The organism is Paenibacillus sp. PvR098 (genome assembly GCF_017833255.1).
In the GTDB taxonomy this organism is placed as follows: domain Bacteria; phylum Bacillota; class Bacilli; order Paenibacillales; family NBRC-103111; genus Paenibacillus_G.
The window spans coordinates 3,986,143-4,010,448 of the sequence record NZ_JAFIBU010000001.1 but is presented as its reverse complement, the minus strand read 5'-3'; the positions used below and the strand labels follow the sequence as shown (position 1 = coordinate 4,010,448).

The following is a 24,306-nucleotide window of genomic DNA, read 5'->3' as shown; positions in this document are numbered from 1 at the left end:
TCTGGTATGGTTCAACCCCCAATATGAGGTTCACTGTACATTGGAGGTTGAATTTTGGGGCTGCTTCCCCCGTTCAGTTATTTCTTCCTGATGCTCTCATATACAGAATATTCCTTCTGCCACTTACCGCGAATTTCTGCGAGTATCGTTCCTGGCTCTACTGCAACTTGTTGTTGGGATAATTTTTCCCCTGTTTCAAAATATTTGCCCTGCGTCGCCAATTCAGCCTCTCGCTGGCTCTCTTCCGGCCAGAATCCTAAAGAGTATCCATACCAAGGAGCGCGTGGCTGCAATGAAGGCATCTCCAGCTCTTCCCATATTTTTCGGGCATTCTCCATATATTCTTTAGCGGGCAGCCCTACCGGAGGCAGATCTCTTTTCTTCGTAGCATCAATCAAGATACTTGAATCATATCGATCATAATTAATATCGTCCGCCACCAATCTTAAGGGTCCGAACGGATGTGGACGTGGGCGTACAATTTCTACATCCCTATGGGGCTGACAGCGATTAATAATAGCCCAATTGACGGCCACCGCATCACGGGGATCAATATCTTCGTCAACAGCTACCGCAAATTTAGGCGGTTGTCTTCGGCCTAGAAGAGCATGCAAGGCGCTGTTCGGTTCGTATGGACTTGTTTTTTTCATTCGGATAACCGCCATTTGCCGGTTCATGAGCTCTTCCACCAAAACGACTTCAAGCACACCCTTTAAGCCGCATTCCTTTTGCAAAAAACGAAGAGCATCCGCTTCATATCCGCTTTGTTTGGATTTGCTGCTCTCGCTTGGCGTAACTTGACTGAGTATGGATAAATAAATGGGATTTTTGCGGTGTGTAAAGCAGGATGCCTCAAAAACAAATCCTAATGCTCTTGGGTCCGAGTAGCCGTGCGCTTCTCCAAAAGAACCCTCCGGTTCCAATACATCGGTCCTTATCGTGCCTTCAATCACGATTTCCGCATGAGCGGGAACCTCCAAATCGATTGTTTTGCAGCGAACCATCTCTATAGCCGAACCGTTAAGAGCACCGGCAAGCCCCATTTCATCTACGCCCATAGCAGCCAATTGAATCGCCGAAAAATAAATTTTAGGATCGGCTCCAATGACCGCCGCCGCTTGTAAAGGAACCCCCATCGCATTGCACTTTTCCCATATCCGGGCTAAATTGTTATTGCCAAAGGCATAGATCCCGGTTCTTAATTGATCTTTGATTTGCGAGCGATATACGCCTGCATTCATAATACCTGTTTCCGGGTCGCGAACGATCCAAATCGCGGAATTAAAATAAGGAGCGTTGTCAAAGCCTGGGGTAGAAATCGGAACGGGCAATTCATCCAGGCCGCCATCTTCAAGTAAAGATTCACCCATATGTACAACCTCTTGTACGGGGCCGGATTCTACAATACGAGGAGGAATCGGATGATCGAAAGCATGTTTCCACCGCTCCCCTGAATCCTCTCCACCCAAGCTGGTGTTATAAATTCGCTCCGACGCCGAAAGGGCGCCGACAACTACCGGAAAGTTATATTTCCGGCCTCGGCTGTCAACCACATTTTCAAATAGGAACGCTTTTCTTTCCGATTCGGGCAATCCTCGAAATTGCCAACGAACCAAAGGATGAATTTCTGTATCTTTATTCATTTCCCTTGAAATTTTGACCAGATCTCCTTGCTCCTCCAGCCTTTTCAAATGCGCCCGTAAATCCGTCATTTGCTTTGCCTCCCATTGGTTTTCGGTTTACTTCCCTTATTGTTTAAGACGAGCTTCGCTTAACTTCATTTCATGGCGGCAAAATGGGCACATGACATCGGATTCGGGATCGTCGCCAAACTCTCCGCCACAATACGACTCTTTTTCGCACTCCGTGCATTTAAACCATATCTCTCTTAATTTCTCAGCCATGGATATTAGCCCTCCTGTAATTTCATTCAAAATCATTGGACCCAAGCAAATGCGCGGGTTGATTAATGTTTATTGATCGTTGGAACCTTTGCCAGTTTTTCTTCATCAATAAAATCCTTCAGCTGTATCCGACTTTTGACTTCCGTAGGCACATCCAAGCGAAGCGGATATCTTTCCGGCGGTGCTGGTCTGGTAGCGTCAATTCCTCCTCTGGCACTCATGGCATTCCGTCCGGCAGACGGATCCAGATGAGCTCCAAAGCTGTCCGGAACGACGAATATATCTTTATCCCATTGACTTCGGGTCGCTACGGCCCAAAGCACCCAGCGATCATCATAAATATCGATATCCTCGTCTACGACAATCACGTGTTTGACCCATTCGGATGCGACCAGGGCCGCCATAATCGCTTGCTTCGGTTGGCCGTCATGCGTTTTCTTCAGCTGGACGTAGCAGTGGAACATCCCGCAGCCTGACACCGGCATAGCCACCCGTTCCACCTGTGGAACCGCTTTCTTTATAGCCGCATACATGTCCCGCTCCACGCGTACCGACGAATAGTTATTGTTGATTCCAACCATAAACGAATACCACATCGCGTTTTTACGGTGGGTTACAGCCGTCACTTCCATCACCGGGCTCTTTTGCTGAGGACCGTAATAACGAGGGTATTCGCCAAACGGCCCCTCCAAAGCTCGATCCCCCGGTCTCATAATGCCTTCAATGACAAACTCCGCGTCCGCAGGAACCAAAAAGTCGTCTCCAAGCGTCTGGGAAGGAACCAGCCTGAGCGGTTGTCCGGCTAAGGTGCCCGACGGAGTATAATGATCCTTAGGATAGCTCATATGACAATGCGCCCCCATAATGTGTGCGGGGTGATGCCCTATCCAGAAAGCTACTTTCATTTCTTTATCTAAGTTTTCATGGGTCTTGAGATTCCAAAAATTGTGGCTTCCGGGACTGAGGTAGGCGCGAATTTCCCGAGGGCCGGAAATAAAGCCTCTATGAAACGCCATGTTCGCACTCCAGGTTTCGGGATCGTGGCAGGTAAACATGCCTGCGGTGATGTAGGGTCCAGGGTCCATCTCGTGATGATGTACGATAGGTAAAGACAGCAAATCAATATCGTTGCCTTTAAGCACAACCTCTTGAGAAGCAGCCTCTCCATGCTGGACTACAACCGGCTTTTGCGGTTCGGATTGCTCGACTTTTCTGGACCAATCGAGCGCGACTTCTGAATAATTAGAGCCTATGGCATAGGCTAATTTATGCCTGTCACCGAGCATATTAATGACAACGGGATGCGGAGAAATCTCGCCCTTGGCATTAAGCACTTGTTCAAAAACGATGAGCGGAAATTTGTTCTGCTCCTCGAAGTGCTTGGCAATGGCGGTAATTTCAAACTTGGCATCGACCGGCTTCGTAATTCGAATTACATCTTCAGGCCGCACCTTTTCATATTCATTGATAAATTGTTCCATATTTTTGGGATGGCTCATTTTCGTTATACCTCCAAAGTTATATTCTAGTATTTTTATATAGAAGATTATGCTGCCGTTAAGTTAAACATTCTGTGTCATCCATCGTTTCGTTAATGAATTATCAATATCAAACTGATCTAACGTACGGGCAACAATATGATTAATCATATCATCTAGCGTTTCCGGATTATTATAAAATGCAGGCATAGGAGGTAAAATCAACGCTCCGGCTCTAGATAAATTCAGCATGTTTTGTAAATGAATATCATTGAGCGGAGTTTCTCTGGCCATGATGACTAGTTTTCTCCGTTCTTTCAATATCACATCAGCAGCTCTCGCAATTAAGGAATCGGCATATCCCGCACTGATCGCGGCCAAGGTCTTCATGCTGCAAGGAGCTATAATCATACCATCCGTACGAAACGAACCGCTCGAAATGGAAGCCGCCTGATTCGACGGCCCATGAACAACGGAAGCCAATTTAAGAACCTCGTCAACGGAATACTTCGTTTCTAAACGAATTGTCGTCTCTGCCCACTTGGACATGACTAGATGGGATTCTATGTTCAGTTCTTTTAGAACCTCCAAAATTCGGATTCCAAAAATGGCTCCGGTTGCTCCCGACATACCCACAATAATTTTTTTCATCTAGTTCACCTCTCCTGATGCCTATGTTTAGTCTTTACATTTGCGCAAAGGCCCATATATGCATTTTTTTGGCTCCACCCTCAATGCAGTCGGCTAAATCAATCCATATAGGGTCTGATCCGGTAAGACGATTGTTTTTGGTTTCGGAATACTCTTCCATATTGGAAACAAAGAATTCTTCCACAATCAAGCCAGGCTGATCCACGCCTTCATAAGCAGAATACTGCTTCTCAGAATAGATCTCTTGTATTTTGGGGATCATCTTTTTATAATCTGTCATTTTTTCATTTCTGATTTTATATTCAATAAACACTTTTATTCTTTGATCCATAGCATCCTCCATCAGATATATTTCAGACCGATTTCATACCTTGCCAATTGTATGCGGTTACAATTTGCCGTAAAAAAGAACGATTCTGTGCCTTTGTCGAGGATCAAGGTTTCCAAATGAAATTTTACTGTGTGCCCATTGAACGATAGGATTGAATAATATGAATCCCCCTTTTTAGAATCACTTTACTAAAATAAAAATAGGTTAATGACGCTAAATACCGGCATACTAGTATCTTAGTTGTTGTTTTTAAATATAACTTTCTTGCTCTGCCTTGTCAACATGAATATTACGAAATAAAAAAAGTTGGCTTCGTAGGAACATCCGTATGTGATTACAATTGGGAATGAAATGTGAAAAGGATCTGCACGCGGCGGATCCCTTAGTTTAATCTTATCAACCTTTGATTTGGTCAGACCGGTACAGCCGTACACCTGCATCTCCGTTCTTAGCAGCACGAATCATTCCTTGAGCCACGGCTGTACCGGTTATGGGTTTATATTGACTCAAGCCCCCGATCATAAGGGATGAAAAAAAACCGCCAAGGATCTCTGCCATTTTCTCTCCGAACCGGAATTCATCACGTTGACCTAATAAAAGCGAGGGTCTGAAGATATGTAATGCCTGCAAATTCAAGCCCTTGAGGCCTTCCTCCACTTCTCCCTTAACTTTACTGTAGAAGAACATAGAGTCTTTAGAAGCCCCTATGGCAGAAACAATCAAATATGAAGCTGCCCTGTATTTCTTGGATAGCACTCCAAGCAGCATAGGATAATCGAAATCTACTTTGCGGAATTGTTCCTTGGTTTTGGCCTTCCGTATCGTCGTTCCTAGAGCACAAAATACATGGGAATCTCTCAGATCATCCTTCAAAGCTTGTTCAAGCGTCTCCTCTTCCCAATCAGTAAGCACCTGAGTTAGCTTTTCATTATCCAAGTTTACCCGGCGCCTGACTAAAGCGATGACCTTGCCATACTCAGGATCCGACAGAAGAAGCTTCACCAAATCGCGGCCAACCAGCCCCGTCGCCCCGGCTACAATCGCTGTTTTGTTCATCCTATCCCCCATGATAACATCCTTCGTGAAGTGACATTCCCTACCCTGATATCATTAATAGTAATAGAATCGCTTCATAAACTCAACCTACAGCAACCAAACAAGTATACCAAAAAGCCCTATGCGGTTTATCATTTAGGGCCTTCACGTATGACGAAACCATTTTCTTGATTGGGTTAAGCCGCTTCAGGTTAAAATTTGCATGCTCTCAATATGCTTTTTGGTTTCTGCTGTACCCAAATCATAGACCAATGAATAAATGTCGTGTAAGCTAAGCTCATATTGATCATTCGGCGCATCATGATGATAGGGAACCCCCGGGATGTGAGCTCTAATATAATTATCATCCTCAATGTCCAGCCGTTCCTCAAACAGTTCTTCAAGTTTTAAAATTTCCTCAGGTGTAGCCTCTATCTCAAATTCGTATGCCGCATCACCTTGGTTTTCTAATATGGTAGCCGCCTGTACCGAAACATAATATTTGGATTTGTTCATAGTATCCTCCACTTAACGATTTAAATACATGACTAGAACTGCCCCTAACGCAACGACTATTGGAAACAATACATACGCTATGAGTATAGGGTTTGCCAAAATTTGATGCTTAACCGTTGTTGGATTCAAGCCTTTATCTAATTCCTTATTTCGTTGTTTGCGTATTGTGGCCAATGACCAAATCAGGGACACGATGCAAACGATGAAAGCCAATGAAAGTAAATAAGTAAGCACTTCATATCTCCTTCTTGTGACTAAATTTGATTTGTATGTTTACTTTTCCACAAGCCGTAATTAGTTATTCAATAGACCTTAGAAAAGACCATAGGACCTCATTAAAGTGCACCCCTTAGAATAGACATTGGAAAACCCCTAGGTTAATCCGATGAAAATCTAAGGGGTGCATTTTTTATGCCAGTAAAAAAAGGTCAGAAGTTGAAGCAGTATAGTGAAGAGTTGAAGATGAAAGCCATTCAGATGAAATTAGATGGAATGACTCATCGAGAAATTATGAAGCAGTTAGATATTCATGACGAAGGACGACTTAAGATTTGGAGCGAAAGTACAAGAAGCTTGGGGCATATGGCCTAGGGGTCTGGATCAACCACAAGAAGGTGTTGCGTCTCATGCAGGAAATGGGACTACGTTCTCGAATTCGTCGCAAGCATCGTTGTCACTACGCTTCATCCGTAGGAGACCGAGTTGCGGAGAATGTACTTCAGCATAATTTTGAAGCAGATGCCCCCAATCAAAAATGGGTTACCGATGTCACCCAGTACCGTGTAGCAGACACCTGGCTGTATCTCTCCGCGATTAAAGATTTGTTCAATAACGAGATCGTGGCTTACCAGATGAGCTTACGCAACGATAACCAGCTCGTCCTAGAGACGTTTGCGAAAGCCTTTGAAAAGACGAAAGACGTGACTGGATTGATCGTTCACAGCGACCAAGGGTTCCAGTACACGTCCTACGCTTACCACGACATGCTGCCACAGGTTGGCGTCCAAATCAGCATGTCTCGGAGGGGCAATTGTTATGACAATGCCTTGATGGAGAGCTTCTTCTCGCATCTCAAAACGGAAAGGCTCTATCCTTATGATATACGAAGTTTGGACGAGGCACAAAGGCGAATTGAGGAATATATTCATTTTTATAACCAAAAGCGACCACAAAGAAAATTAAAAAAACTGACGCCGGTAGAGTACCGACGCCAGCTTGCAGCCTAGAGGCTTTTTTAATGTCTACTAAATGGGGTCTTGACCAATTCTGGGGTCCGGTTTCTTTATTTATTTACAACAGCTTGCCTATCGGTCCGTTCGGTTCTATGATGTCCATCACTTCCCGAAAAGGGATCTCAAACGTAGGAAAACCATACACGTAAGGGGTATATTCATACAGCTGAAAGTAGATTACAACCGCTTGCTCGGTCAAATAGAATGGTTGGTTCTCACCGATAGATTGAAACTCCGCAATCATGGGGATGTCCCGTGCCTTGAACTCTCGTTTGATGATATCTGACAAACGGTCAATATAATCGCTTCCAGGCTTGAACAGGTCTCCCAACTTGTATTCGGTACCGTCCTCCGTACTAAACGTCTGCGAGCTTTGATACGTAATACCATGAGCTGCTCCTTTAGCATAGCCGTAATTATCGTACAGCAGGCTGAGCAGCCCGTTTTGGTGCAATTTGATATGGTAGCCGCCTGTTAAAGATTTGGTCGGGTCCTGCACGTAGCCCTGCATTCGGATTAAATCGTATACCGTATCCAATATCGAGTTGTTTATCATTCGGCGAACAAAACCGTTCCGAAGACCCACCACCTGAGGATATTTGATATCCAACCGCGGCTTCACCAGCCTTCGCGTGATAATCCTTTCCTTTCTTGCATGTTCCTCTATATATGCTTGTTCCATTGTCTCACACTCCCAACTGCATCCGTATGGTTACGCCCAGTATATGCGTGCGGATACTCTATGGTGTGAAAGACACGGAATATATAAACCAAGCCGCCCTCTAACTTCCTGCAGGCTGGAACAAAACATACCTCTCACCTGATTATGTAATTAATGATGTATAAATAAATACTTGAGACGAAGATATGACGGATACGACATATGCGCAATGAGACAAATAGAATAGGATTAGCTGTTGTCGGAATGATGGAATTCAGATATACTCTATCTGTTGTCTGGAAGATAGTCTTCCAAAGCTAATGGATTGAAGGAGAATGAGTTTCGTGGAACTGCCATCTTTAGATATGCTCGTTTTCCTCGTCGTTGCCGGCTTTATCGCGGCTTTCATCGACTCCGTGGTAGGCGGGGGCGGCCTTATCTCGGTACCTGCGCTGCTGATGACTGGATTGTCTCCCAGCATGGTGCTCGGCACGAACAAATTAGGAGGAACGCTGTCGTCCTTTACCAGTACGGCTTCTTTTTTATTTTCCGGCAAAATCAGCATCCGCATAGTACTCGCGCTGTTTCCGTTATCCTTCATAGGATCGACGTTAGGCACGTATACGGTTCACTTGCTTCCATCCACTTTCTTGCGGCCGCTCGTGGTCGTTTTGCTGATTGTCGTGCTGATCTATACCTTGTTCAAAAAGAACTGGAACGGAACAGGCCACCCCGTCAGGTTGACGTTCATCCACAAGTTGGCTGCGGCCGTTTGTGCTTTGGTAATCGGTTTTTACGACGGCTTTTTCGGTCCTGGTACCGGATCGTTCCTGCTGTTTGTGTTTCTGCTGCTTGGCTATGATTTCGTAGGCGCATCGGCGAATGCAAGGGTGCTAAATTTTGCAAGCAACATCGCCAGTTTGGCTTCGTTCTTTGTCTTTGGATCCGTGCACCTGGGTTACGGCCTCCCGATGGGCCTGGCCATGATCGCAGGAGCGCTTGTCGGTACGCAGTTCGCGATCCGTAAAGGCTCCCAATATGTTAAGCCGTTGTTTATTCTCGTTACTACTCTTCTGATAGGAAAACAGCTTTGGGATTTATTCCTATCCTAGCAGAGAGGTCTTCGGACCTCTTTTTTATCCGGCAACAACAATACATGTAGCCAGATGATCATGATTCGCTACGGGCTTGATTTGGTTGCTATGCAGCTCTGCTGCCGGATTCCGCACCAAGTGAGGATTGCCTACAGGGCGCATATCCTCCCAGACACATTCTACGCCTTGACCTCCGGCATCCCCCGCATACATACGGCATTTTCCGCAAAAATCTTTCTTTTGTTCCTCATCGAGCTTGACTACTTTATTTCGTAAGCAGCAATACACACGGCTGCTCTCATCGGCAATATTAACATGTCTGATTTGACGCATAGACATAGCTCCTTTCATGGCTGTACTCGATGTCGCTTAATTTACTTATTAAAAGAGTAATACCCATTATATATGCGGACGAACCCGTTTATGTGAACTATTTACAGGAATGGCTTGCTTTTCAGCTTTTTTATGCAGAAAACTCTTCACCTCATTTTTTATGGGAAAAAATGTAACGTGCCTCCACTTATTTTGGAGGGATTCTAGCTGATTCTCAAGATACCAGCTTCAGCCCTACCGCGGCTCCAAGAACCACCACAATACAAAGGATCCGCATAATATTCTTAGATTCACCATAGAAAATCATTCCCAAGATCGCCCCGCCTGAAGCGCCTATTCCAGTCCAAACTGCATATGCTGTGCTCATTTGTAAGCCCTTCATAGCTAAGGAGAGAAATAAAAAGCTTGCACCGAACCCGGCAACGAGCAAAAGCATGGATTGCCAATTACGATCTCTGTTTACTTTATTTATCATCGCCACAGCGAACATTTCAAATCCACCAGCTAGCATAAGGAAAACCCAGTTCATTCCGCTTCAGCTCCTTTTACTCTGTGCTTATCCGGGGTGACAAGCTTTAGGCCGACTACACCTGCCAATAGAACCGCAATAAGAATAAGCTTCGCTATCTTTAGCGGCTCACCGAAAAACAACACTTCGGAGAGAACGGTTCCGGCAGTCCCAAGTCCCGCAAATACAGCGTAAACCGTTCCGACAGGAAGTTCTCTTCCTGCTCTTATCAACAAGTAAAAGCTAATCCAGATAGCAATAGCTGTGCCAGACCAGCTCCAAAAATCATCAGAATGCTTCAGGCCAATAACCCATATCACTTCAAATAACGCGGCTATACATACTTGTATCCATTGTTTACCCATAGAAACATACTTCCCCCTTACCAAAGATGCGATATTCTCATATGAAAAAATAAAAACCTCGGAGTTAACTGCCATTTGCGGCCGTTATCCTCCCAGGTTTTTATCCTTCCGTGGCACAGCGATTAGCTGTGAGTTTCCTCTCGGACCAGTCCAACTAACGTTGCGGAACCCTAGAAAACCTTTTATACAATTGATGCTTATTATACACTCCTGGTCGAAAACTTCAAGCCTGTATCACCGGCATAAAGTGAATGAGTGCTTCATCATTGTAACTCATGCTTCACGGAGGAAGCTTTGTTAAATTGCGTTCGGTAAAGCTTAGCATATAATCCACCTCGCTCGAGCAGGTCCCCGTGGCGTCCGGTTTCGGCGACTCTCCCATCCTCCAGCACAACGATACGGTCCGCAGATAATATCGTTGAAAGCCGGTGGGCAATGACGAGCGTAGTGCGGCCGCGCATCAGCTCATCCAACGCGGCTTGGACGTAAGCCTCCGATGCGGAATCGAGATGAGACGTCGCCTCATCGAGAATCAGAATACGCGGGTTCTTCAGGATGGCCCGCGCAATCGCAAGCCGCTGCCGCTCCCCGCCGGACAAGCGGTGACCTCGCTCACCGACCGTTGTATCGTAGCCTTGAGGCAGGGCTGCGATCATTTCATGAATGTAAGCCTTACGGCATGCTTCCTCCACTTCTTCAGGCGATGCCTCTTGGCGGGCAAAGAGTAAATTCTCCCCCACGGTGGCGTGAAACAGGAACGATTCCTGGGTGACGAACGCGACCTGCTTCCTCAGGCTGTCCAGCGACACCTCCCGGATATCGTAACCGTCCACTGTAATGGCTCCATCCGTCGGATCATACAACCGGGCAAGCATCCCGATCAGTGTTGATTTGCCCGCTCCGCTTGGTCCGACGATCGCGACCACTTCTCCGGGACGGGCCTCGAAGGACACGTTCTGCAGCGCATATCGCTCTGGCTGATAAGCGTACGAAACATTGCGGAATTCGACATCCCCCCGGACCGGCGGAAGCGGACGAGCCTGCTCCGAGTCCTTTACCTCGGGCTCTAAGTCTTCGTATTCAAACAGCCGTTGAAACACGCCAAGTGCAGTTCCGACCTCTACCCGCAGATTGAGCAGCGTTCCCACCGGGCCGTACAAGCGTCCGAGATAAGCGGCAAAGGCAATGATACTGCCGATCGTCATCGTCCCTTCAATGACTTTCCAACCGCCGTACAAATAGATTAAAGCCGTTCCAATCGGTCCCAGCACTCCGATGACCATACCGTACCAGCGGCCGACCAGATTGAGCCTCAGCTCCAGGTTCATCACCTTCTCATTAAGAAGGGTGAACTGTTTCTGCTGGCTCGGCTCCTGCTGGAAAATGCGGGTGAGCAGCGCTCCGGACACGCCAAAAATCTCGCCCAGCCTTGCGGACATATCTCCGCGAACCTTCTGGGTTTCGCCGCGCAGCCGTTTGCGCACTTCAGATACCTTGCGAACAGGCAGAATAAATAATGGCAGAATAACGGTGGAAAGTATGGCCAATCGCCAGTCGAGCACGAACAAGATGATGATCGATGTAACCACGATTACAGACTGAGTAACCGCAGAGACGATCAGCGTCGTCACCACATTCTGAACGGCCTGAACGTCACCGGTTAACCGCTGGATGATTTCACCGGATTTGGCATCCGTGAAAAAGCTCATGGACTGCCTCTGCAGATTGGCGAACAGCGATTGCCTCATGTCCCGCATCACACCCTGTCCGACCTTCGTATTCTCGTGGTTCTGCCAAACGCCTAGAAGACCGCTCACCAGCGGAAGCAGCCCCATGAGAGCGACCAGATAAAGCAGCTGCCGTCGGTCTCCCTCAGGCAGCGCCGTGTCAATGATTTCCCGCATAATCAGCGGTGGAACGAGCCCGATGGCTCCTCCGACAAGAGCGAGAACGAGAATGGCCGAAAGCTGCAAGCGGTATCCCTTGAACAATTGGTAAATCCGCGCAACAGACACATCCTTTAGACTCGCTTTCCCTCTGTTCTGAAACCCATTTGGGTGTTGTCCCCCTCCAAAACGTATGCCTCCGTCCCTCATGCTCCGCCTTCTTTCTCCCGATCCGATCCGGCTTTCAGCGGAAATACGGTGAATATAGCCTTCGCGATTTCCCTCGCCATGGTCATGATCCTATATAATGAAGTACTCTGTAAAATTGCATATTTTTGCCCCTGATCCACATTAACGATGGCCGCGATCGAATAATCGCCGACAAGCGGCAGCTGCTTGCCCACGGATTTACCCGGCTCAATCGGACGATTGGATACTTGATACCACCCTAACGACACCGCCTGACCCAGACAGGCGTCAATAGCGACGATTTTCAGTCCTGGGGGTATTTCTTGCAGCCGTTCCCGCATGTTGCTCGCATCGAACGGAAACTCCAGCGATCCGACGACATGCGGATAGCCCGCTTCCTGCAGCATGGTCCCGACAAGCGGACCGAGCGCATCGCCGGTAGAGCGATCCGTACCGATGCACAAGAACAACAGATTTTGCGCCCCAATACCTTGGCTTCGGATCATCTCCAAAAAATCGGGAAGCTCGCCTGCTTTCAGCTTCTTGCGGTAGAGCGGCTGGACCTGCTCACTAGTCATTCCTTTTCCCCTTCCATCTGCGTCATCATTGTCAATGACCGCCCTGCTGCTGATGATGATGATGTACACTTGTAGCATACCGCATGGCTATCGTTGGTTCAAGATTTGTTGTGCGTCTTCTGAGCGTGATATAATTCAACTAAACTATCGTTTATTTCATCCAGGATCGGCGGAAAGCGAAGGTGTAGATCGATGCGGATTATAGAAGTCTGGGCGCTAGCTGCGCTGGGTTATTGGCTGTTCATGCTGTGGGATACGATTCGGGCCCGTAAATGGATGTCTACCCTTCCCCGTTCAGCGGGGAACCATGGATTTAATATAGAGAAATCGAGCGGACGCGGGAATCGAGGGAACCCAACTGAACATACGGCCTCCGCATTCAAGGGCGCCGTCTCTGCTTCTCCGGATACGCCGCTGGTATCCGTCATCATCGCTGCCAAAGAGGAGGAATCCTCTATCGCAGATACGGTGAAGCATCTGCTCAACCAAACGTATCCGAAGCTCGAAATTATCGCAGTGAACGACCGTTCGCAGGATGCGACCGGCCACCGCTTGGACGAGCTTCGCCGCTGGTCGGAAAGCCGGGATGGCATCACCGTCCCGCTGCGGGTCATTCATATTACGTCGCTGCCTCCAGGCTGGCTTGGCAAAAATCATGCCTTATATCAAGGCTATCTGCAGGCTCGCGGCAAGTATCTGCTCTTTACCGATGCAGATGTGCAGTTCGACCCGAATACAGTCGCAGATGCGGTACGGTATCTGCAGGAGCAGCATGCAGATCACTTGACGCTGGCGCCCCGGATTATCGCACGAGGGTTTTGGCTGAAAGCGTTCGTGCAGTATTTCTTTTTTACTTTATGTTTGTTTATTCGTCCTTGGCGGGTGAATGATGATTTACAACACCGGCACGGTATGGGAGTCGGAGCCTTCAACTTGTTGACGAGGCGGGCCTATGAAAGAATCGGCACGCACAAGGCCATCGCGATGCGTCCGGACGACGACCTCCAGCTTGGGAAGCAGGTGAAGCGAGCACGCCTGCGCCAAAGACTTGCCTCCGGCGCGCATCATATCTCGGTCGAATGGTATCGTAGTTTAAGGGATGCCGTTCAAGGGCTGGAGAAAAATATATTTTCCGGCTTCAGCTACCGGATTAGCATCGCTGTGCTCGGCGTAATCGGACAGTTGGCGCTGTTTTTGTTCCCATTTGCAGGCGTCGTATTGGCTTCCGGCTGGGCGGCTGCAGGATTCGGCGCATCCCTCCTTCTGATGCTTACCGTGTACTTCCTGCTGATCCGCTCCATCGTTGGTAAAGGCGGGACTGAGGTGCTTGCGCTTCCAGTGAGCATCGCTTTACTTTGTTACATCGTGGTCCGTTCGGTATGGCTGACGATTCGACAGGGTGGAATTTATTGGAGGGGTACCTTTTATTCGCTCAAGGAGCTTCGGCGGATGCAAGATCCGAATTTGTAATCAGAGAGGAAGAAGCATAGCATGAACTATTCGTTGAAGCAATGGAAGTATGCTCTGGTCAGCGTACTGCTCACGTTCGTTCTCATTTTGGCATATCAGCATGTATAGCCATTTTGACAATGTCAAACGATAGACTACGAAATCACGGACACGGCGGCGTGTCCGCTTATCGGCCGCTACATCCCCCAAAGCTTTCCGAGCCACGCCAATACTACCGGAGTTACAGCAATGCAGCCAGCCCCCTCGATAAATACAAACATCCCGTTCCAAGTCGCGGAACGGGATGGAGTTAGTAAAGCAATCTTTCCTTACAAGTTACCTATTTTCGCACAAGCATCTCCTGATTTTGCCCTCAGGGATATCTCATTCTTTTTTCGATAGACAGCCGATTCAGCGCACCTGTCTCGGCTGCTCCGTATTCGAAGCGACCACATCCATGCTTTGCAGCGCCTGATTCAACTGGTGCTGCACTTGAGCAAGCTCTTGATGATGGTGCTCATGGTCCTGCGCTTCCATTTGGCTTTGCGCTTTCTCCAATGCGCGTTGAGCCCCTTCCATCTCCGCAATTGCTGCGGATAGCTTATGCGGGTCGGATTGAAGCTGGGCGTGACGCACGGCCATCTCAGCGTCCTTGGCGATCTGCATCGCTTTCTCCGCGTTGTCGATGACGTGCCGGATCGGCATCTGATGTTGATTGACCTGTGTCATGTTCGGCATCTTCCTCTCGGGTTAACTGGATGTGCACACGGTTCAACCCTAAGATGCGCATAAACGGCCCGCTTCATTCCTTTTCATGCTATACTCCCGAATCGGCTTGCTTGCTCACTCGTTCATAGATCACGAATTCGAAATCGTACGGATTTTTGTCATCCCGTATCCCTCTCTCTCGTGACACGACCCTCCATTGTTCTTGGTCAACGTCAGGGAAGAAAGCGTCCGCTTCAAAGCGATGGGCGATTTCGGTAATATACATTCGATCCGCATACGGCAGCATCAGACCGTACACCTCCGCGCCTCCGATCACAAAGAGCTCTTCTGTCTCTTTGCTCCCCCCGCGCCCATACGCTGCGGCTGCCTCCTCTACGGAATGCAAGACCTCGGAGCCTTCAGCCTTGAACGAAGCATCCCTTGTCAAAATCACGTTATGACGCCCCGGTAAAGGCCTGCCGATCGATTCATAGGTTTTGCGTCCCATCAGAATGGTGTGCCCCAAGGTCGTCTTCTTAAAAAAAGCCAAATCCGCCGGCAGCCGCCATGGCAGTTTATTATTTCTTCCGATCCCGCGCGCTTCATCCATCGCCAAGATTAACGATATCGTCACTCGAATCTTCCCCTCTATCCTTCCTCATAAGGTCTTTATGATTCGTCTTTTCATTATAAAGATTAAATGGCTATCGGTGCCTTAATTCCAGGATGAGACTGATATCCCACGAAATCAAAATCCTCGAATTGATAATCGAAAATGGAATCCGGCTTTCGTTTGATGACAAGCTTCGGCAATGGGTAGGGCTCTCTAGTCAGCTGCAGCTTAACCTGCTCAATATGATTGGAGTAGATATGAACGTCGCCGCCAGTCCAAATTAATTCTCCAACTTCGAGATCACATTGCTCGGCCACCATATGAGTCAACAATGCATAAGATGCCAGGTTAAATGGAAGCCCTAAAAACGTATCGATCGACCGCATCTGAAACATGCAGGATAGCCGGCCGTTCGCCACATAGAATTGAAACGCGTAATGACAAGGAGGCAGCGCCATGCTATCCACTTCAGCAGGATTCCAAGCGCTGACCAAGTGCCTCCGGGAATCCGGATTGTTCTGAATCTGCTTAATGACATTTGCAATTTGATCGATGGTTTGTCCATTTGGCGCATGCCAGGTTCTCCATTGAGCCCCGTACACTCTTCCCAGGTTCCCCTCTTCGTCGGCCCACTCATCCCATATGGTTACACCATTATCACGCAAATATTTTACGTTCGTACTCCCGCTTAAAAACCACAAAAGTTCATGAACAATCGATTTAATATGGAGCTTCTTTGTTGTCAATAAAGGGAAGCCTTCTGATAAATCCACTCGCATCTGCCTGCCAAATACGGAGAGGGTCCCTGTTCCGGTGCGATCTTCCTTCTGTACGCCATGCTCTAATACATCCTTTAGTAAATCCAAGTAAGCTTTCATGGTTCACCTCATAAGTCATGATCCTTGCGCCGCGGCGAAAAGGTTTTTGTTTTTTATTATAACAGAGGAGGCGGTATGTGACCAAAAGTCTAGCCTTTCAATACTAATTCCTCGATATAGAAAATAGTAGAAGAACCAGTCAGGAGAAAAGGTACTTCCATCACGACCCTGCACTAAACCAGCTGCAGAAGCCTCGTGGATTTGAGCCGCGTTCCAGGAACCATCAATATCCGAGAAGGTTTGTGGCTGCCTTTCTTAACGGCTTGAAGATCAACTAATCTGCTGATGATCGCAATAATTTCGGCCCGAGTAATCGTATTGTCAGGCCTGAAAGTATCGTCTTCGTAACGGCTAATGAAAAACGAACATCAAGAAACCGTCGCATTACTCGTATTTATCCCTATTCATAAAGACACGCTGTCTTATTTGGAACACAGCCCGATTTCCAAACACTATTTTCGGACATTGACGAATGAGCAGCGGCTCGAATATGGTGTTCCTTCCGGGTCTCCAGCAGGTTTGTATCTTTATCATATTGATCTGTGGAAGTATCCCAGCTCGGAAGCCCGTCATACCTTTTTCCATCTGGTGATGTCTTATCTATTAAAGGGCGGAACTTTTATCATTTCATCTCCTATTCCATATTATCAGGACGTTGTGAAAAGTTTAGGATTTAAAGAAGTGCCAGGTGCGTCACATGTCGATTTTGGGGAGGATTTATCAGAAAGCTAGTGTAAAAGGGAAAACCGAATTGATAAAAAAACTGATGAGTGTGTAGTCGAAGCTCTTGCCCGCTGGAGCCAAAATCGCCTACGGGGAGGGAGGATACTATCTTCTCCGTATACTATGATATAATCATGCGTAACAGAAAGATCAAGGTCAGGTGATTGCAAATTGGAGTGGCAGCAGCTTGAATATTTTCAAACCGTAGCCCGAATGGAGCATATGACACGGGCAGCCCAATTCCTGTCGGTCTCGCAGTCCGCACTCAGCCGCTCTATCTCACGGATGGAGGAAGAACTGGGCGTTCCGCTGTTTGATCGGGTAGGCCGGTCTATCAAGCTGAACCGGTACGGAGAGCTTTTTTTAAAGCGGGTTCACCGTATTATGAAAGAACATGAAGAAGGGAAACTTGAAATTCAGAACATGCTCGATGAAGAAGCAGGAGAAGTCATGCTGGGGTTTCTCCATACGCTAGGCTCCCAGCTCATTCCTGACCTGATTGTCACGTTTCGCGCCAACTCACCGAATATTCGATTTCAACTGAATCAAAGTAACACCGTTTTCCTGCTGCAGCAGCTCATTCAAGGATCGATTGACCTTTGTCTGCTTTCTTCTCTGGATGAAGTAAACCTTTCGGTGGAATGGAAACAATTATGGAGTGAGGAGCTGTTTGTTTTTGTCCCCGCTCATCACCCGCTGGCAAACCGTGAATCCATTGTATTGGCGGAAATTGCCGACGAACCGATGATCTCCTTTAAAAAGGGCTATGGGCTTAGAAACGTCATTGACCGTCTGTGTATGGAAGCCGGCTTTACTCCCAAAATCGCATTTGAGGGCGAGGAGGTTCCCACTGTGGCGGGTTTGGTTGCTGCCGGACTAGGCGTTGCCCTTATTCCTGATGTAAGCGGATTAACCGCCCAGAAACTGGTCAAGCTAAAAGTAAGCTCCCCCGAATGCTACCGGATCATCGGCGTAGCTTGGATGAAAGACCGATACCTGTCTCCCCCAACCGTACGTTTTCTGCAATTTGTTATGAATTATTTTGAGAATACTGATTAGATTTCTCCGGCAAAACAGCAGTTAATACAAAGGAAACCAGCATGGCACAAGCAATCATGGCGGTAATCATACCGACAATACCTGCCCAATCAAACCGGCTCCAGAACAACCCGCCAATGGTTCCCCCAAGACTTGATCCTACATAGTAAAACAGCAGGTACAAAGAAGATGCCTGCGCTCTTCCTACGGAAGCCCTGCTTCCTACCCAGGAGCTGGCTATCGAATGCCCCCCAAAAAATCCAAAGGTGAACACCGCCACACCGATGATTAAAACAGCCAAGTGCGCTGAGAGCGACAGCAGGATTCCAATCAGCATCAATATGACATTAATCCACAAAACCATTCGCAGCCCAATGCGGTCGCTTACTCTTCCCATCCATGAAGAACTAACCGTGCCCACCAGGGTTAGAATGAAGATCCATCCTACCACCGTTTGAGACAGATGAAATGGTGCTCCAAGCAGCCGGAACCCCAAATAATTGTTTAGAGTAACGTAGCTCCCCATCAAAATCGCACCTAACACAAAAAGGAGAATCAAAGTGGAATCACGGAACTGGACGGCAAAAAGCCGGAGGATGGCTTTCGGTTCCATTCGCTGTGGCTTAAAGTGCCTGGAAGGCGGTAGGTTCCACCAGAAATACAGACTTGCTATCAGACTGACCATCGCCATTAAGCCTACGCCCATTCTCCATGTGTACACATCGGCTACCGTACTGACTGCGATCCTTCCGAACAATGCGCCCACCGTATTCCCGCTTATATATAATCCCATGGCGAACCCCAAACTTTTGGCCTCCATTTCCTCAGCTAGATAAGTCATCGCCACGGCAGGGAGACCGGCAAGGGCTATACCTTGGATCGCGCGGATGACAAGCAGGCTTGTAAAATTAGGAACGAAGGCGGTTCCTAAACAGCAAAGCGAAGACACAAGGAGTGAAACCGCCATAAGCGTTTTTCTGCCGATACGATCGGATAAAAAACTTGCAAACGGCAGCGAGACGGCAAGCAGCACCGTACTAATGGATAAAGACAAGCTAACAGCCGCTGGCGATAAGCCGAATTCCTTGGAGTAAATCGGAAACAATGGTTGAACGTAGTATAAAACCGCATAAGTAGCCACCCCCGCGGCGAATAAAGCAAAGCTTCCCCGCCGATACTCTTTGCTTCCGCGCTTCAAGTATCCCTGGCTCTCCGTATCCATCATACCTCCACTCAAGGAGTTTTTTTCCAAACTACAATCCGCATGCTTCTTCGATGTCGCACTCACTTGATTTCATATCCTTCCGGATTCATTTTTCTATTCAGCATACACCCGAATGATTGATGTGTATAATTGATCTTTTGCAACATATTAATGCATTTATGTAATTAAAAAAAAACACTTGGGGGCCTTAAGATCCCTAGTGTTTTTCTCATGTTGAATGAGTGCGATTTTCAGCTATCAAAATTATTATTGCGTATTCTATAAGGAAAAAAAGACAAGGATAGCTGCCGCGCAGATCCACTATGGGCTGCACATGCCGGTTCCCTGTCTTCAAATGGTTTTTAACTTGCTTCTGCACGCTTACTTAACCGCAACGCTCATCTTGCTTCTACCCCAGCTTAAAGACATGGTCAAGCTGATAATCAGAACCATTGCCCCGAACAAATAAGGTATATTGACATGAACGTCGAACAGAATGCCGGCCAAGGCCGGGCCAAAAATATTGCCGATACTCATATAAGCATTATTCATCCCTGCAACAAATCCCTGCTCGTCTCCCGCCATTTTCGAAAGCAGCGTATTGATCGCAGGACGCAGGATCGATGTAAAGGAGAAGAATAAAGTGGTTAGCACAAGGATGTACCAGAAGTTCCCTGACAGCAGCATCAGCACCAATGACACGGCGGATAATAAAAACGTTAGGTTGATCAATAGCTTTTCGCCGAAACGTTTAATCAGCTTACCGATCAGCACCGCTTGAATCACCGCGCCAATCAGGGCTCCTACAGTAATCAGCACCGCAATGTCTCGAGAGGTATAGCCATACTTCTGATCCACGAAAAGCGGAAAGACCGCTTCAAAATTAGCAAGCCCGAACGTCAATGTGAAAATGAGCACCAGCAGTATCAAATATGGCGCCTTGAAGGATTTGGCGAACTGCCCCCAAATGTTCTCTTTCTTGTCCGTTGAGAGTCTGGCCGACTGTCGCTCCTCCATAGACCGGGTCTCCCGAAGCAAAGTCCACGAAAGAAGCATCGCGAAGCCGCCTACGGCTGCAGATACATAAAAAGGAGCACGGATGCCGAGCTCAGCAAGAAACCCGCCGATTCCCGGTCCGATGACAAAGCCAAGCGACATCGAAGCGCCCAGCATGCCAAGACCTTTCCCCCGGTCCTCTTCACTGGTAATGTCGGCTATATATGCCAGCATGGAGGGAATCATAGCTGCGGCACCGATGCCTCCGATCAACCGCGAGACATAAAGCAGCCACATCTCGTCAGCTACAGCGAATAAAAAGTTGGAAAAACTGAACAGGGCAAGTCCTGATACAATCATGACCTTTCGGCCGTACTTATCGGACCATTCTCCCGCAATAGGAGAAAACAAAAACTGTGTTAAGCCCATAGCCGCAATCAAATAACCCGCTGCTTGGCCGGCAGCGTCAAATGCCTTAAGAAAATCAGGCAGCACGGGAATGATCAACCCAATCCCCAGCATGGCAATAAACATGTTGATCATCAGCATGATCAACGCTGTGTTGTTGTTTTGTTTCATCAATACTCTCCTCTATCCCTATCCTAGTATCTGTATTAACCCTAAACAAAATTCAATTCTATTCTAAAGAATAGTTCACAGATTAACTAAAAGTCAATTTGTAAGATTGAACATTTTCTGAGCATTGCATCAGAGGAGTCTAAGCTTGACAGTGCGGCAAAGCTCCATCTATGATATAGAAAATTCAACCGGCGGAGGTTTCTATGCCAAGAAATCCTAAGCGAGATCAAGAACACCGAAAAGAACGCTCCGAGCTCATCTTATCCGCCGCGGTAGAACTTTTTGCCAAAAAGGGTCTTAGCGCAACTAAAATTTCCGATATTGCCAAAAAGTCAGGCATGAGCCACGGACTGGTGTATAATTATTTCCGCTCGAAAGAGGAAATCTATATTTCCTTGATCGACAAAAGCTTAAAAGGCTTTAAAAAGGATTTGGAATATGTCGTCTCCCAACCGCTCAACGGGTACGAGAAGATCGTTCTTCTTCTGCATAACATCAACATCAACAATTTGGAGGAGGCACTGTTTCATCAAATTTTCGTGGACCAGTTTCTTACCTCCGATGCGGTGTCAGAAGTACTAAAAAGTACAGTAAGAGCCGTTATGGCCGCGAATGTAGAGCTCGTCGCTTCTATATTTGCTGAAGGTCAGGCAAGCGGTCATTTTATCGAAGGAGATCCAAGGGAGCTTGCTTATTATTTTTTAACGTACGTCCAAGCGATGATCCTTGCGGAAGCAAGAGGACTTCCCTTCGACGGAAAAAATGCCCCTGACAATTTGCTCCGTTTATTTATGCGCAAAACCTAGCGTAATTAATACTGATAATGAAGGAGCTCAAACGAATGGCTCAACGCAGATTATTAACCGAACAAGACTTTCAGGAAGCGATGGATCGGCAAGTCGCTATTCGCGTTTTCCAAGATGACCATATCGTGGATTCAGGCGGAATCATTATACGTTTTACCGATACATTCATTGTGACCCAATCCGGAGTAAGCGACGTGACGTATCATCAGCGGGATGTCTGTGAATTTTTCGAATTGAAAAAGCGATAAACAAAAACAGGTCACCACTATCAGACGAGCGGTGACCTGTTTTTGTTCCAATCCTTTTAAATGAATATTTATTATCCTTGCAATACTTGCTTTACGGTTTCTTTCAGTGGTGTCGTAGAGCCGATCAGATCCAACAAATCATTAGACGTTTTGGACGTTTCACCTACGGAAACCGCATGGTAGATACCTGCAAACAGGTTGGCAACCGGTTCAGGGAACCCAGCGCCCAAGAGAATGTTTTTTTCCTCTTCGAAGGATACGGCCTTATGCACAATTTGTTTGCCCGAAACTTCAGAAACAATGCTAGCCAGCTCATCATAAGTCCAGGTTTGGCCCGAAACTAGATTGTATGTCTTATTCTCATGTCCTTCCCCTGTAAGAACTGCCGCGGCAGCCAAGGCAAGATCGCTGCGGGTAGCCGTATTCAGCTTCCCGGTGCCGGTATTTGTAACAATGGCGCCATGCTCTAAGGATGCGCCTAACCCCGGATTCACAAAAACTTCGGTATATAAAGAGTTGCCCAAGAAAGTATAAGGAATTTTCGTTGTCCGAATCGCATGCTCTGTTGCCAAATGAACCTGAGCAAGCGGGATATTGGACTCCTTGGCAAAGGCAAAACTCGTATAAGCAATATGTTTGACGCCTGCATCTCTGGCTGCTTTGACAACATTCGCATGCTGAACGATGCGAAGCGTATCATCCGAGTCCGGGCTGGAGATAAAAAGCAATTTGTCGGCACCGGCAAACGCTTTTTGAAGAGATTCCGGATTCAGGTAATCCCCGTGTCGAACTTCAATTCCAAGATCGGCAAGAGCTGAGGCTTTATCCATATTGCGGACAACAGCAACAATTTGGTTGGCAGATACTTTTTTGAGCAGGTGCTCAATCACGAGACCTCCGAGTTCACCTGTAGCGCCGGTAATAAAAATAGACATGAGAAAATCCTTCCCTTCAGTGGATTGTAGTTAATAGGAGTGAGTATATTATAACCAGATCGGTTACAACACATATGAAAAAAATGAGCTCGTTCAAGAGCCTTTTTTCTCGCCAAGTTCAGTCACCAGCTGCTTCAAAGTAACTTGAGCCAGTTCTTGTTCCATTGCAGACTGAGCCCTCAGCATATTGCTTCGAAGAACCGATTCGATATTAGCTCCAACCGGACAAACCGGGTTAGGATGCTCATGGAAATTAAAAAGATCGCCTTTCTCGACGACTTCAACCGCTTTATAGACGTCAAGTAACGTAATTTGATCCAGTTCTTTTCGCAGGTATGTTCCCCCGGTTCCGGCCTTAACATAAACCAAGCCGGCATGTTTGAGCTGTCCAATAATTCTTCGAATAATAACCGGGTTCGTATTGACGCTTGATGCTATGAAATCGGATGTACATGGTAATGAGCTCAGCGATACAAGCGACAAGATGTGAACTGCGATGGAAAAGCGACTGCTGATTTTTTTCATATGTTTCACCCTCTTGTTGTAACCATTATAGTTTCAACATATTAGAAAGTCAACTGTTTACGCGGAATGAAATTTGTAACACAACTGAAATCTAATAAACATCTTTCTATAATAATATTCGGCTATACTTATTAGTGACCCCCCTTTTTAATATATACACTTTAGACCCACGGCCCGTTGCTTGTGGGTCTCTTTTTTTGTCCGCTTCATTCTCGTTCGTTAGCTTAAACGGGCCGCTCAATCGAAAATATGTCTCCCAGCTTGCCATAGTCTCTGCCGCCGAGCCTGCTTACCGGCTTAAGCCCCTCCGGATCAATATGTCCGTTCTGAAAGATCTCCTCCGCGATATGAAAGCACACGACCCGGCCAATTAACAAATCGCACGCGGGAGCCGTTTCTGTCCCCCCCAGCGGAATGGATCGTTCAAGCACACATTCCATCCGGATTTTCGCTTCGGCTACACCCGGGACCGCCACCTTCTCGCTTGGGATCGGAGTAAGACCTGCATATTGAACCTCGCTTTCCTCGGGCCCTAAGCTCGCTGACGTTTGATTCATTTCCTCAACGTACGTTTCGTCACTGATATGAACGACAAAAGCGCCCGTGTCCTGCGCATTCCTAGCCGTATCTTTAAGCAGACCCTTATTGCGCTGCACCGAGACGGATACCATGGGGGGACTTGATGTAACAATATTAAAATAACTGAATGGCGCCGCGTTCAAGACCCCCTCTTTCGAGAGGGTTGTGGTAAGCGCAACTGGCCTAGGTATAATGCTCCCAATAAGCAGCTTATAGTTATCCTTATCGCTCTGGCTTGCCGGATCAATAGATATCAAAGTCCAT

The 24,306-nt window shown here is 47.2% G+C and carries 31 protein-coding genes and 1 riboswitch; of the genes, 8 read left to right on the top strand and 23 right to left on the bottom strand.

Annotated features, from left to right (window positions below; genetic code table 11):
• Positions 1-77: 77 nt before the first annotated feature.
• The 7 genes from JOE45_RS19795 to JOE45_RS19765 form a co-directional block, all read right to left on the bottom strand.
• Positions 78-1,712, bottom strand: coding sequence for a UbiD family decarboxylase (locus tag JOE45_RS19795; protein ID WP_210022711.1), 1,635 nt, complete (start codon positions 1,710-1,712; stop codon positions 78-80).
• A gap of 36 nt (positions 1,713-1,748) precedes the next feature.
• Positions 1,749-1,904, bottom strand: coding sequence for a hypothetical protein (locus JOE45_RS19790; RefSeq protein ID WP_210022712.1), 156 nt, complete (start codon positions 1,902-1,904; stop codon positions 1,749-1,751).
• A 62-nt stretch (positions 1,905-1,966) separates the two neighbouring features.
• A complete protein-coding gene (locus tag JOE45_RS19785) occupies positions 1,967-3,403 on the bottom strand; it encodes a UbiD family decarboxylase (RefSeq protein ID WP_210022713.1) in 1,437 nt (478 codons plus the stop codon).
• A 63-nt stretch (positions 3,404-3,466) separates the two neighbouring features.
• Positions 3,467-4,033, bottom strand: coding sequence for a UbiX family flavin prenyltransferase (locus JOE45_RS19780; RefSeq protein WP_210022714.1), 567 nt, complete (start codon positions 4,031-4,033; stop codon positions 3,467-3,469).
• A gap of 34 nt (positions 4,034-4,067) precedes the next feature.
• Positions 4,068-4,364 (bottom strand): hypothetical protein, encoded by a 297-nt coding sequence (locus JOE45_RS19775; protein ID WP_210022715.1) that lies wholly within the window; start codon positions 4,362-4,364, stop codon positions 4,068-4,070.
• Between the two features lie 396 nt (positions 4,365-4,760).
• Positions 4,761-5,420 carry an NAD(P)H-binding protein gene (locus JOE45_RS19770; protein ID WP_210022716.1) on the bottom strand — a complete coding sequence of 220 codons (660 nt, stop codon included), beginning with the start codon at positions 5,418-5,420 and terminating at the stop codon, positions 4,761-4,763.
• Between the two features lie 186 nt (positions 5,421-5,606).
• Positions 5,607-5,915: a hypothetical protein gene (locus tag JOE45_RS19765; RefSeq protein ID WP_210022717.1), complete on the bottom strand. Its 309-nt coding sequence runs from the start codon at positions 5,913-5,915 to the stop codon at positions 5,607-5,609.
• 411 nt (positions 5,916-6,326) lie between these two features.
• Between JOE45_RS19765 and JOE45_RS19760 the strand changes: the two genes are divergently transcribed.
• Complete coding sequence (locus tag JOE45_RS19760) at positions 6,327-6,506, top strand: hypothetical protein (protein ID WP_210022718.1); 180 nt, start codon at positions 6,327-6,329, stop codon at positions 6,504-6,506.
• A complete protein-coding gene (locus JOE45_RS19755) occupies positions 6,467-7,141 on the top strand; it encodes an IS3 family transposase (protein WP_280874754.1) in 675 nt (224 codons plus the stop codon). Before JOE45_RS19760 ends, JOE45_RS19755 begins: the two co-directional genes overlap by 40 nt.
• A 64-nt stretch (positions 7,142-7,205) precedes the next feature.
• Here JOE45_RS19755 and JOE45_RS19750 read toward each other — a convergent pair whose 3' ends face one another.
• The gene (locus tag JOE45_RS19750) at positions 7,206-7,829 is read right to left on the bottom strand and encodes a DUF3298 and DUF4163 domain-containing protein (RefSeq protein WP_210022719.1); all 624 of its coding nucleotides are present in this window, start codon (positions 7,827-7,829) and stop codon (positions 7,206-7,208) included.
• A gap of 323 nt (positions 7,830-8,152) precedes the next feature.
• Here JOE45_RS19750 and JOE45_RS19745 point away from each other — a divergent pair, with 323 nt between their 5' ends.
• On the top strand, positions 8,153-8,920 hold the full coding sequence (locus JOE45_RS19745) for a sulfite exporter TauE/SafE family protein (RefSeq protein ID WP_210022720.1): 768 nt from the start codon (positions 8,153-8,155) through the stop codon (positions 8,918-8,920).
• 24 nt (positions 8,921-8,944) lie between these two features.
• On the opposite strand, the gene JOE45_RS19740 is transcribed toward JOE45_RS19745, so the two are convergent.
• From JOE45_RS19740 to yyaC, 5 genes are all read right to left on the bottom strand, one after another.
• Entirely contained in the window at positions 8,945-9,235 is a 291-nt protein-coding gene (locus tag JOE45_RS19740; RefSeq protein ID WP_210022721.1) for a hypothetical protein, read from the bottom strand.
• A gap of 214 nt (positions 9,236-9,449) precedes the next feature.
• Complete coding sequence (locus JOE45_RS19735) at positions 9,450-9,764, bottom strand: DMT family transporter (protein ID WP_210022722.1); 315 nt, start codon at positions 9,762-9,764, stop codon at positions 9,450-9,452.
• Positions 9,761-10,108: a DMT family transporter gene (locus tag JOE45_RS19730; protein WP_210022723.1), complete on the bottom strand. Its 348-nt coding sequence runs from the start codon at positions 10,106-10,108 to the stop codon at positions 9,761-9,763. The genes JOE45_RS19735 and JOE45_RS19730 overlap by 4 nt, the downstream gene beginning before the upstream one ends.
• 87 nt (positions 10,109-10,195) lie before the next feature.
• A riboswitch (guanidine-I (ykkC/yxkD leader) is annotated at positions 10,196-10,293 on the bottom strand.
• A 78-nt stretch (positions 10,294-10,371) separates the two neighbouring features.
• A complete protein-coding gene (locus JOE45_RS19725; RefSeq protein WP_210022724.1) occupies positions 10,372-12,204 on the bottom strand; it encodes an ABC transporter ATP-binding protein in 1,833 nt (610 codons plus the stop codon).
• Entirely contained in the window at positions 12,201-12,761 is a 561-nt protein-coding gene (yyaC, locus tag JOE45_RS19720; RefSeq protein WP_210022725.1) for a spore protease YyaC, read from the bottom strand. The genes JOE45_RS19725 and yyaC overlap by 4 nt, the downstream gene beginning before the upstream one ends.
• Before the next feature lie 192 nt (positions 12,762-12,953).
• Between yyaC and JOE45_RS19715 the strand changes: the two genes are divergently transcribed.
• Positions 12,954-14,231 carry a glycosyltransferase family 2 protein gene (locus JOE45_RS19715; protein WP_210022726.1) on the top strand — a complete coding sequence of 426 codons (1,278 nt, stop codon included), beginning with the start codon at positions 12,954-12,956 and terminating at the stop codon, positions 14,229-14,231.
• A 390-nt stretch (positions 14,232-14,621) separates the two neighbouring features.
• Here JOE45_RS19715 and JOE45_RS19710 read toward each other — a convergent pair whose 3' ends face one another.
• The 5 genes from JOE45_RS19710 to JOE45_RS24270 all read right to left on the bottom strand — a co-directional run bounded on the left by JOE45_RS19710 (position 14,622) and on the right by JOE45_RS24270 (position 16,765).
• Positions 14,622-14,939 carry a hypothetical protein gene (locus tag JOE45_RS19710; RefSeq protein ID WP_210022727.1) on the bottom strand — a complete coding sequence of 106 codons (318 nt, stop codon included), beginning with the start codon at positions 14,937-14,939 and terminating at the stop codon, positions 14,622-14,624.
• An 88-nt stretch (positions 14,940-15,027) separates the two neighbouring features.
• Positions 15,028-15,552, bottom strand: a complete 525-nt coding sequence (locus JOE45_RS19705) for a dihydrofolate reductase (RefSeq protein WP_210022728.1) — start codon at positions 15,550-15,552, stop codon at positions 15,028-15,030.
• 62 nt (positions 15,553-15,614) lie between these two features.
• The gene (gene thyA / locus JOE45_RS19700) at positions 15,615-16,409 is read right to left on the bottom strand and encodes a thymidylate synthase (RefSeq protein ID WP_210022729.1); all 795 of its coding nucleotides are present in this window, start codon (positions 16,407-16,409) and stop codon (positions 15,615-15,617) included.
• 15 nt (positions 16,410-16,424) lie between these two features.
• Positions 16,425-16,637 carry a hypothetical protein gene (locus tag JOE45_RS24275; protein ID WP_210023555.1) on the bottom strand — a complete coding sequence of 71 codons (213 nt, stop codon included), beginning with the start codon at positions 16,635-16,637 and terminating at the stop codon, positions 16,425-16,427.
• Positions 16,583-16,765, bottom strand: coding sequence for an S-layer homology domain-containing protein (locus JOE45_RS24270; protein ID WP_210023556.1), 183 nt, complete (start codon positions 16,763-16,765; stop codon positions 16,583-16,585). Before JOE45_RS24270 ends, JOE45_RS24275 begins: the two co-directional genes overlap by 55 nt.
• Here JOE45_RS24270 and JOE45_RS19685 point away from each other — a divergent pair.
• On the top strand, positions 16,764-17,141 hold the full coding sequence (locus tag JOE45_RS19685) for a hypothetical protein (RefSeq protein ID WP_210022730.1): 378 nt from the start codon (positions 16,764-16,766) through the stop codon (positions 17,139-17,141). The genes JOE45_RS24270 and JOE45_RS19685 overlap by 2 nt on opposite strands.
• 162 nt (positions 17,142-17,303) lie before the next feature.
• Positions 17,304-18,191: a LysR family transcriptional regulator gene (locus tag JOE45_RS19680; RefSeq protein ID WP_210022731.1), complete on the top strand. Its 888-nt coding sequence runs from the start codon at positions 17,304-17,306 to the stop codon at positions 18,189-18,191.
• Here JOE45_RS19680 and JOE45_RS19675 read toward each other — a convergent pair.
• Together JOE45_RS19675 and JOE45_RS19670 are read right to left on the bottom strand one after the other, a co-directional pair.
• Positions 18,163-19,392, bottom strand: coding sequence for an MFS transporter (locus JOE45_RS19675; RefSeq protein WP_210023557.1), 1,230 nt, complete (start codon positions 19,390-19,392; stop codon positions 18,163-18,165). The genes JOE45_RS19680 and JOE45_RS19675 overlap by 29 nt on opposite strands.
• A 363-nt stretch (positions 19,393-19,755) precedes the next feature.
• Entirely contained in the window at positions 19,756-20,949 is a 1,194-nt protein-coding gene (locus JOE45_RS19670) for an MFS transporter (protein ID WP_210022732.1), read from the bottom strand.
• A gap of 203 nt (positions 20,950-21,152) precedes the next feature.
• Between JOE45_RS19670 and JOE45_RS19665 the strand changes: the two genes are divergently transcribed.
• Both JOE45_RS19665 and JOE45_RS19660 read left to right on the top strand, forming a co-directional pair.
• Positions 21,153-21,755, top strand: a complete 603-nt coding sequence (locus JOE45_RS19665) for a TetR/AcrR family transcriptional regulator (protein ID WP_210022733.1) — start codon at positions 21,153-21,155, stop codon at positions 21,753-21,755.
• Between the two features lie 35 nt (positions 21,756-21,790).
• Entirely contained in the window at positions 21,791-22,003 is a 213-nt protein-coding gene (locus JOE45_RS19660; RefSeq protein ID WP_210022734.1) for a hypothetical protein, read from the top strand.
• 71 nt (positions 22,004-22,074) lie between these two features.
• Here the strand turns inward: JOE45_RS19660 and JOE45_RS19655 are convergent, their stop codons facing one another.
• From JOE45_RS19655 to JOE45_RS19645, 3 genes are all read right to left on the bottom strand, one after another.
• The gene (locus tag JOE45_RS19655) at positions 22,075-22,938 is read right to left on the bottom strand and encodes an SDR family oxidoreductase (RefSeq protein WP_210022735.1); all 864 of its coding nucleotides are present in this window, start codon (positions 22,936-22,938) and stop codon (positions 22,075-22,077) included.
• A gap of 93 nt (positions 22,939-23,031) precedes the next feature.
• Positions 23,032-23,463 carry an Rrf2 family transcriptional regulator gene (locus tag JOE45_RS19650; RefSeq protein ID WP_210022736.1) on the bottom strand — a complete coding sequence of 144 codons (432 nt, stop codon included), beginning with the start codon at positions 23,461-23,463 and terminating at the stop codon, positions 23,032-23,034.
• A 224-nt stretch (positions 23,464-23,687) separates the two neighbouring features.
• Positions 23,688-24,299, bottom strand: coding sequence for a flavin reductase family protein (locus JOE45_RS19645; RefSeq protein ID WP_210022737.1), 612 nt, complete (start codon positions 24,297-24,299; stop codon positions 23,688-23,690).
• Positions 24,300-24,306: the final 7 nt, after the last annotated feature.

Excerpts from the sequence above, each read along its gene's own strand:
- JOE45_RS19795 (WP_210022711.1), bottom strand. The coding sequence starts at position 1,712 with ATGACGGATTTACGGGCGCATTTGAAAAGGCTGGAGGAGCAAGGAGAT.
- JOE45_RS19790 (WP_210022712.1), bottom strand. The coding sequence starts at position 1,904 with ATGGCTGAGAAATTAAGAGAGATATGGTTTAAATGCACGGAGTGCGAA.
- JOE45_RS19785 (WP_210022713.1), bottom strand. The coding sequence starts at position 3,403 with ATGAGCCATCCCAAAAATATGGAACAATTTATCAATGAATATGAAAAG.
- JOE45_RS19780 (WP_210022714.1), bottom strand. The coding sequence starts at position 4,033 with ATGAAAAAAATTATTGTGGGTATGTCGGGAGCAACCGGAGCCATTTTT.
- JOE45_RS19775 (WP_210022715.1), bottom strand. The coding sequence starts at position 4,364 with ATGGATCAAAGAATAAAAGTGTTTATTGAATATAAAATCAGAAATGAA.
- JOE45_RS19770 (WP_210022716.1), bottom strand. The coding sequence starts at position 5,420 with ATGAACAAAACAGCGATTGTAGCCGGGGCGACGGGGCTGGTTGGCCGC.
- JOE45_RS19765 (WP_210022717.1), bottom strand. The coding sequence starts at position 5,915 with ATGAACAAATCCAAATATTATGTTTCGGTACAGGCGGCTACCATATTA.
- JOE45_RS19760 (WP_210022718.1), top strand. The coding sequence starts at position 6,327 with ATGCCAGTAAAAAAAGGTCAGAAGTTGAAGCAGTATAGTGAAGAGTTG.
- JOE45_RS19750 (WP_210022719.1), bottom strand. The coding sequence starts at position 7,829 with ATGGAACAAGCATATATAGAGGAACATGCAAGAAAGGAAAGGATTATC.
- JOE45_RS19740 (WP_210022721.1), bottom strand. The coding sequence starts at position 9,235 with ATGCGTCAAATCAGACATGTTAATATTGCCGATGAGAGCAGCCGTGTG.
- JOE45_RS19735 (WP_210022722.1), bottom strand. The coding sequence starts at position 9,764 with ATGAACTGGGTTTTCCTTATGCTAGCTGGTGGATTTGAAATGTTCGCT.
- JOE45_RS19730 (WP_210022723.1), bottom strand. The coding sequence starts at position 10,108 with ATGGGTAAACAATGGATACAAGTATGTATAGCCGCGTTATTTGAAGTG.
- JOE45_RS19725 (WP_210022724.1), bottom strand. The coding sequence starts at position 12,204 with ATGAGGGACGGAGGCATACGTTTTGGAGGGGGACAACACCCAAATGGG.
- yyaC (WP_210022725.1), bottom strand. The coding sequence starts at position 12,761 with ATGACTAGTGAGCAGGTCCAGCCGCTCTACCGCAAGAAGCTGAAAGCA.
- JOE45_RS19715 (WP_210022726.1), top strand. The coding sequence starts at position 12,954 with ATGCGGATTATAGAAGTCTGGGCGCTAGCTGCGCTGGGTTATTGGCTG.
- JOE45_RS19710 (WP_210022727.1), bottom strand. The coding sequence starts at position 14,939 with ATGACACAGGTCAATCAACATCAGATGCCGATCCGGCACGTCATCGAC.
- thyA (WP_210022729.1), bottom strand. The coding sequence starts at position 16,409 with ATGAAAGCTTACTTGGATTTACTAAAGGATGTATTAGAGCATGGCGTA.
- JOE45_RS19685 (WP_210022730.1), top strand. The coding sequence starts at position 16,764 with ATGAAAAACGAACATCAAGAAACCGTCGCATTACTCGTATTTATCCCT.
- JOE45_RS19675 (WP_210023557.1), bottom strand. The coding sequence starts at position 19,392 with ATGGATACGGAGAGCCAGGGATACTTGAAGCGCGGAAGCAAAGAGTAT.
- JOE45_RS19670 (WP_210022732.1), bottom strand. The coding sequence starts at position 20,949 with ATGAAACAAAACAACAACACAGCGTTGATCATGCTGATGATCAACATG.
- JOE45_RS19665 (WP_210022733.1), top strand. The coding sequence starts at position 21,153 with ATGCCAAGAAATCCTAAGCGAGATCAAGAACACCGAAAAGAACGCTCC.
- JOE45_RS19660 (WP_210022734.1), top strand. The coding sequence starts at position 21,791 with ATGGCTCAACGCAGATTATTAACCGAACAAGACTTTCAGGAAGCGATG.
- JOE45_RS19655 (WP_210022735.1), bottom strand. The coding sequence starts at position 22,938 with ATGTCTATTTTTATTACCGGCGCTACAGGTGAACTCGGAGGTCTCGTG.
- JOE45_RS19650 (WP_210022736.1), bottom strand. The coding sequence starts at position 23,463 with ATGAAAAAAATCAGCAGTCGCTTTTCCATCGCAGTTCACATCTTGTCG.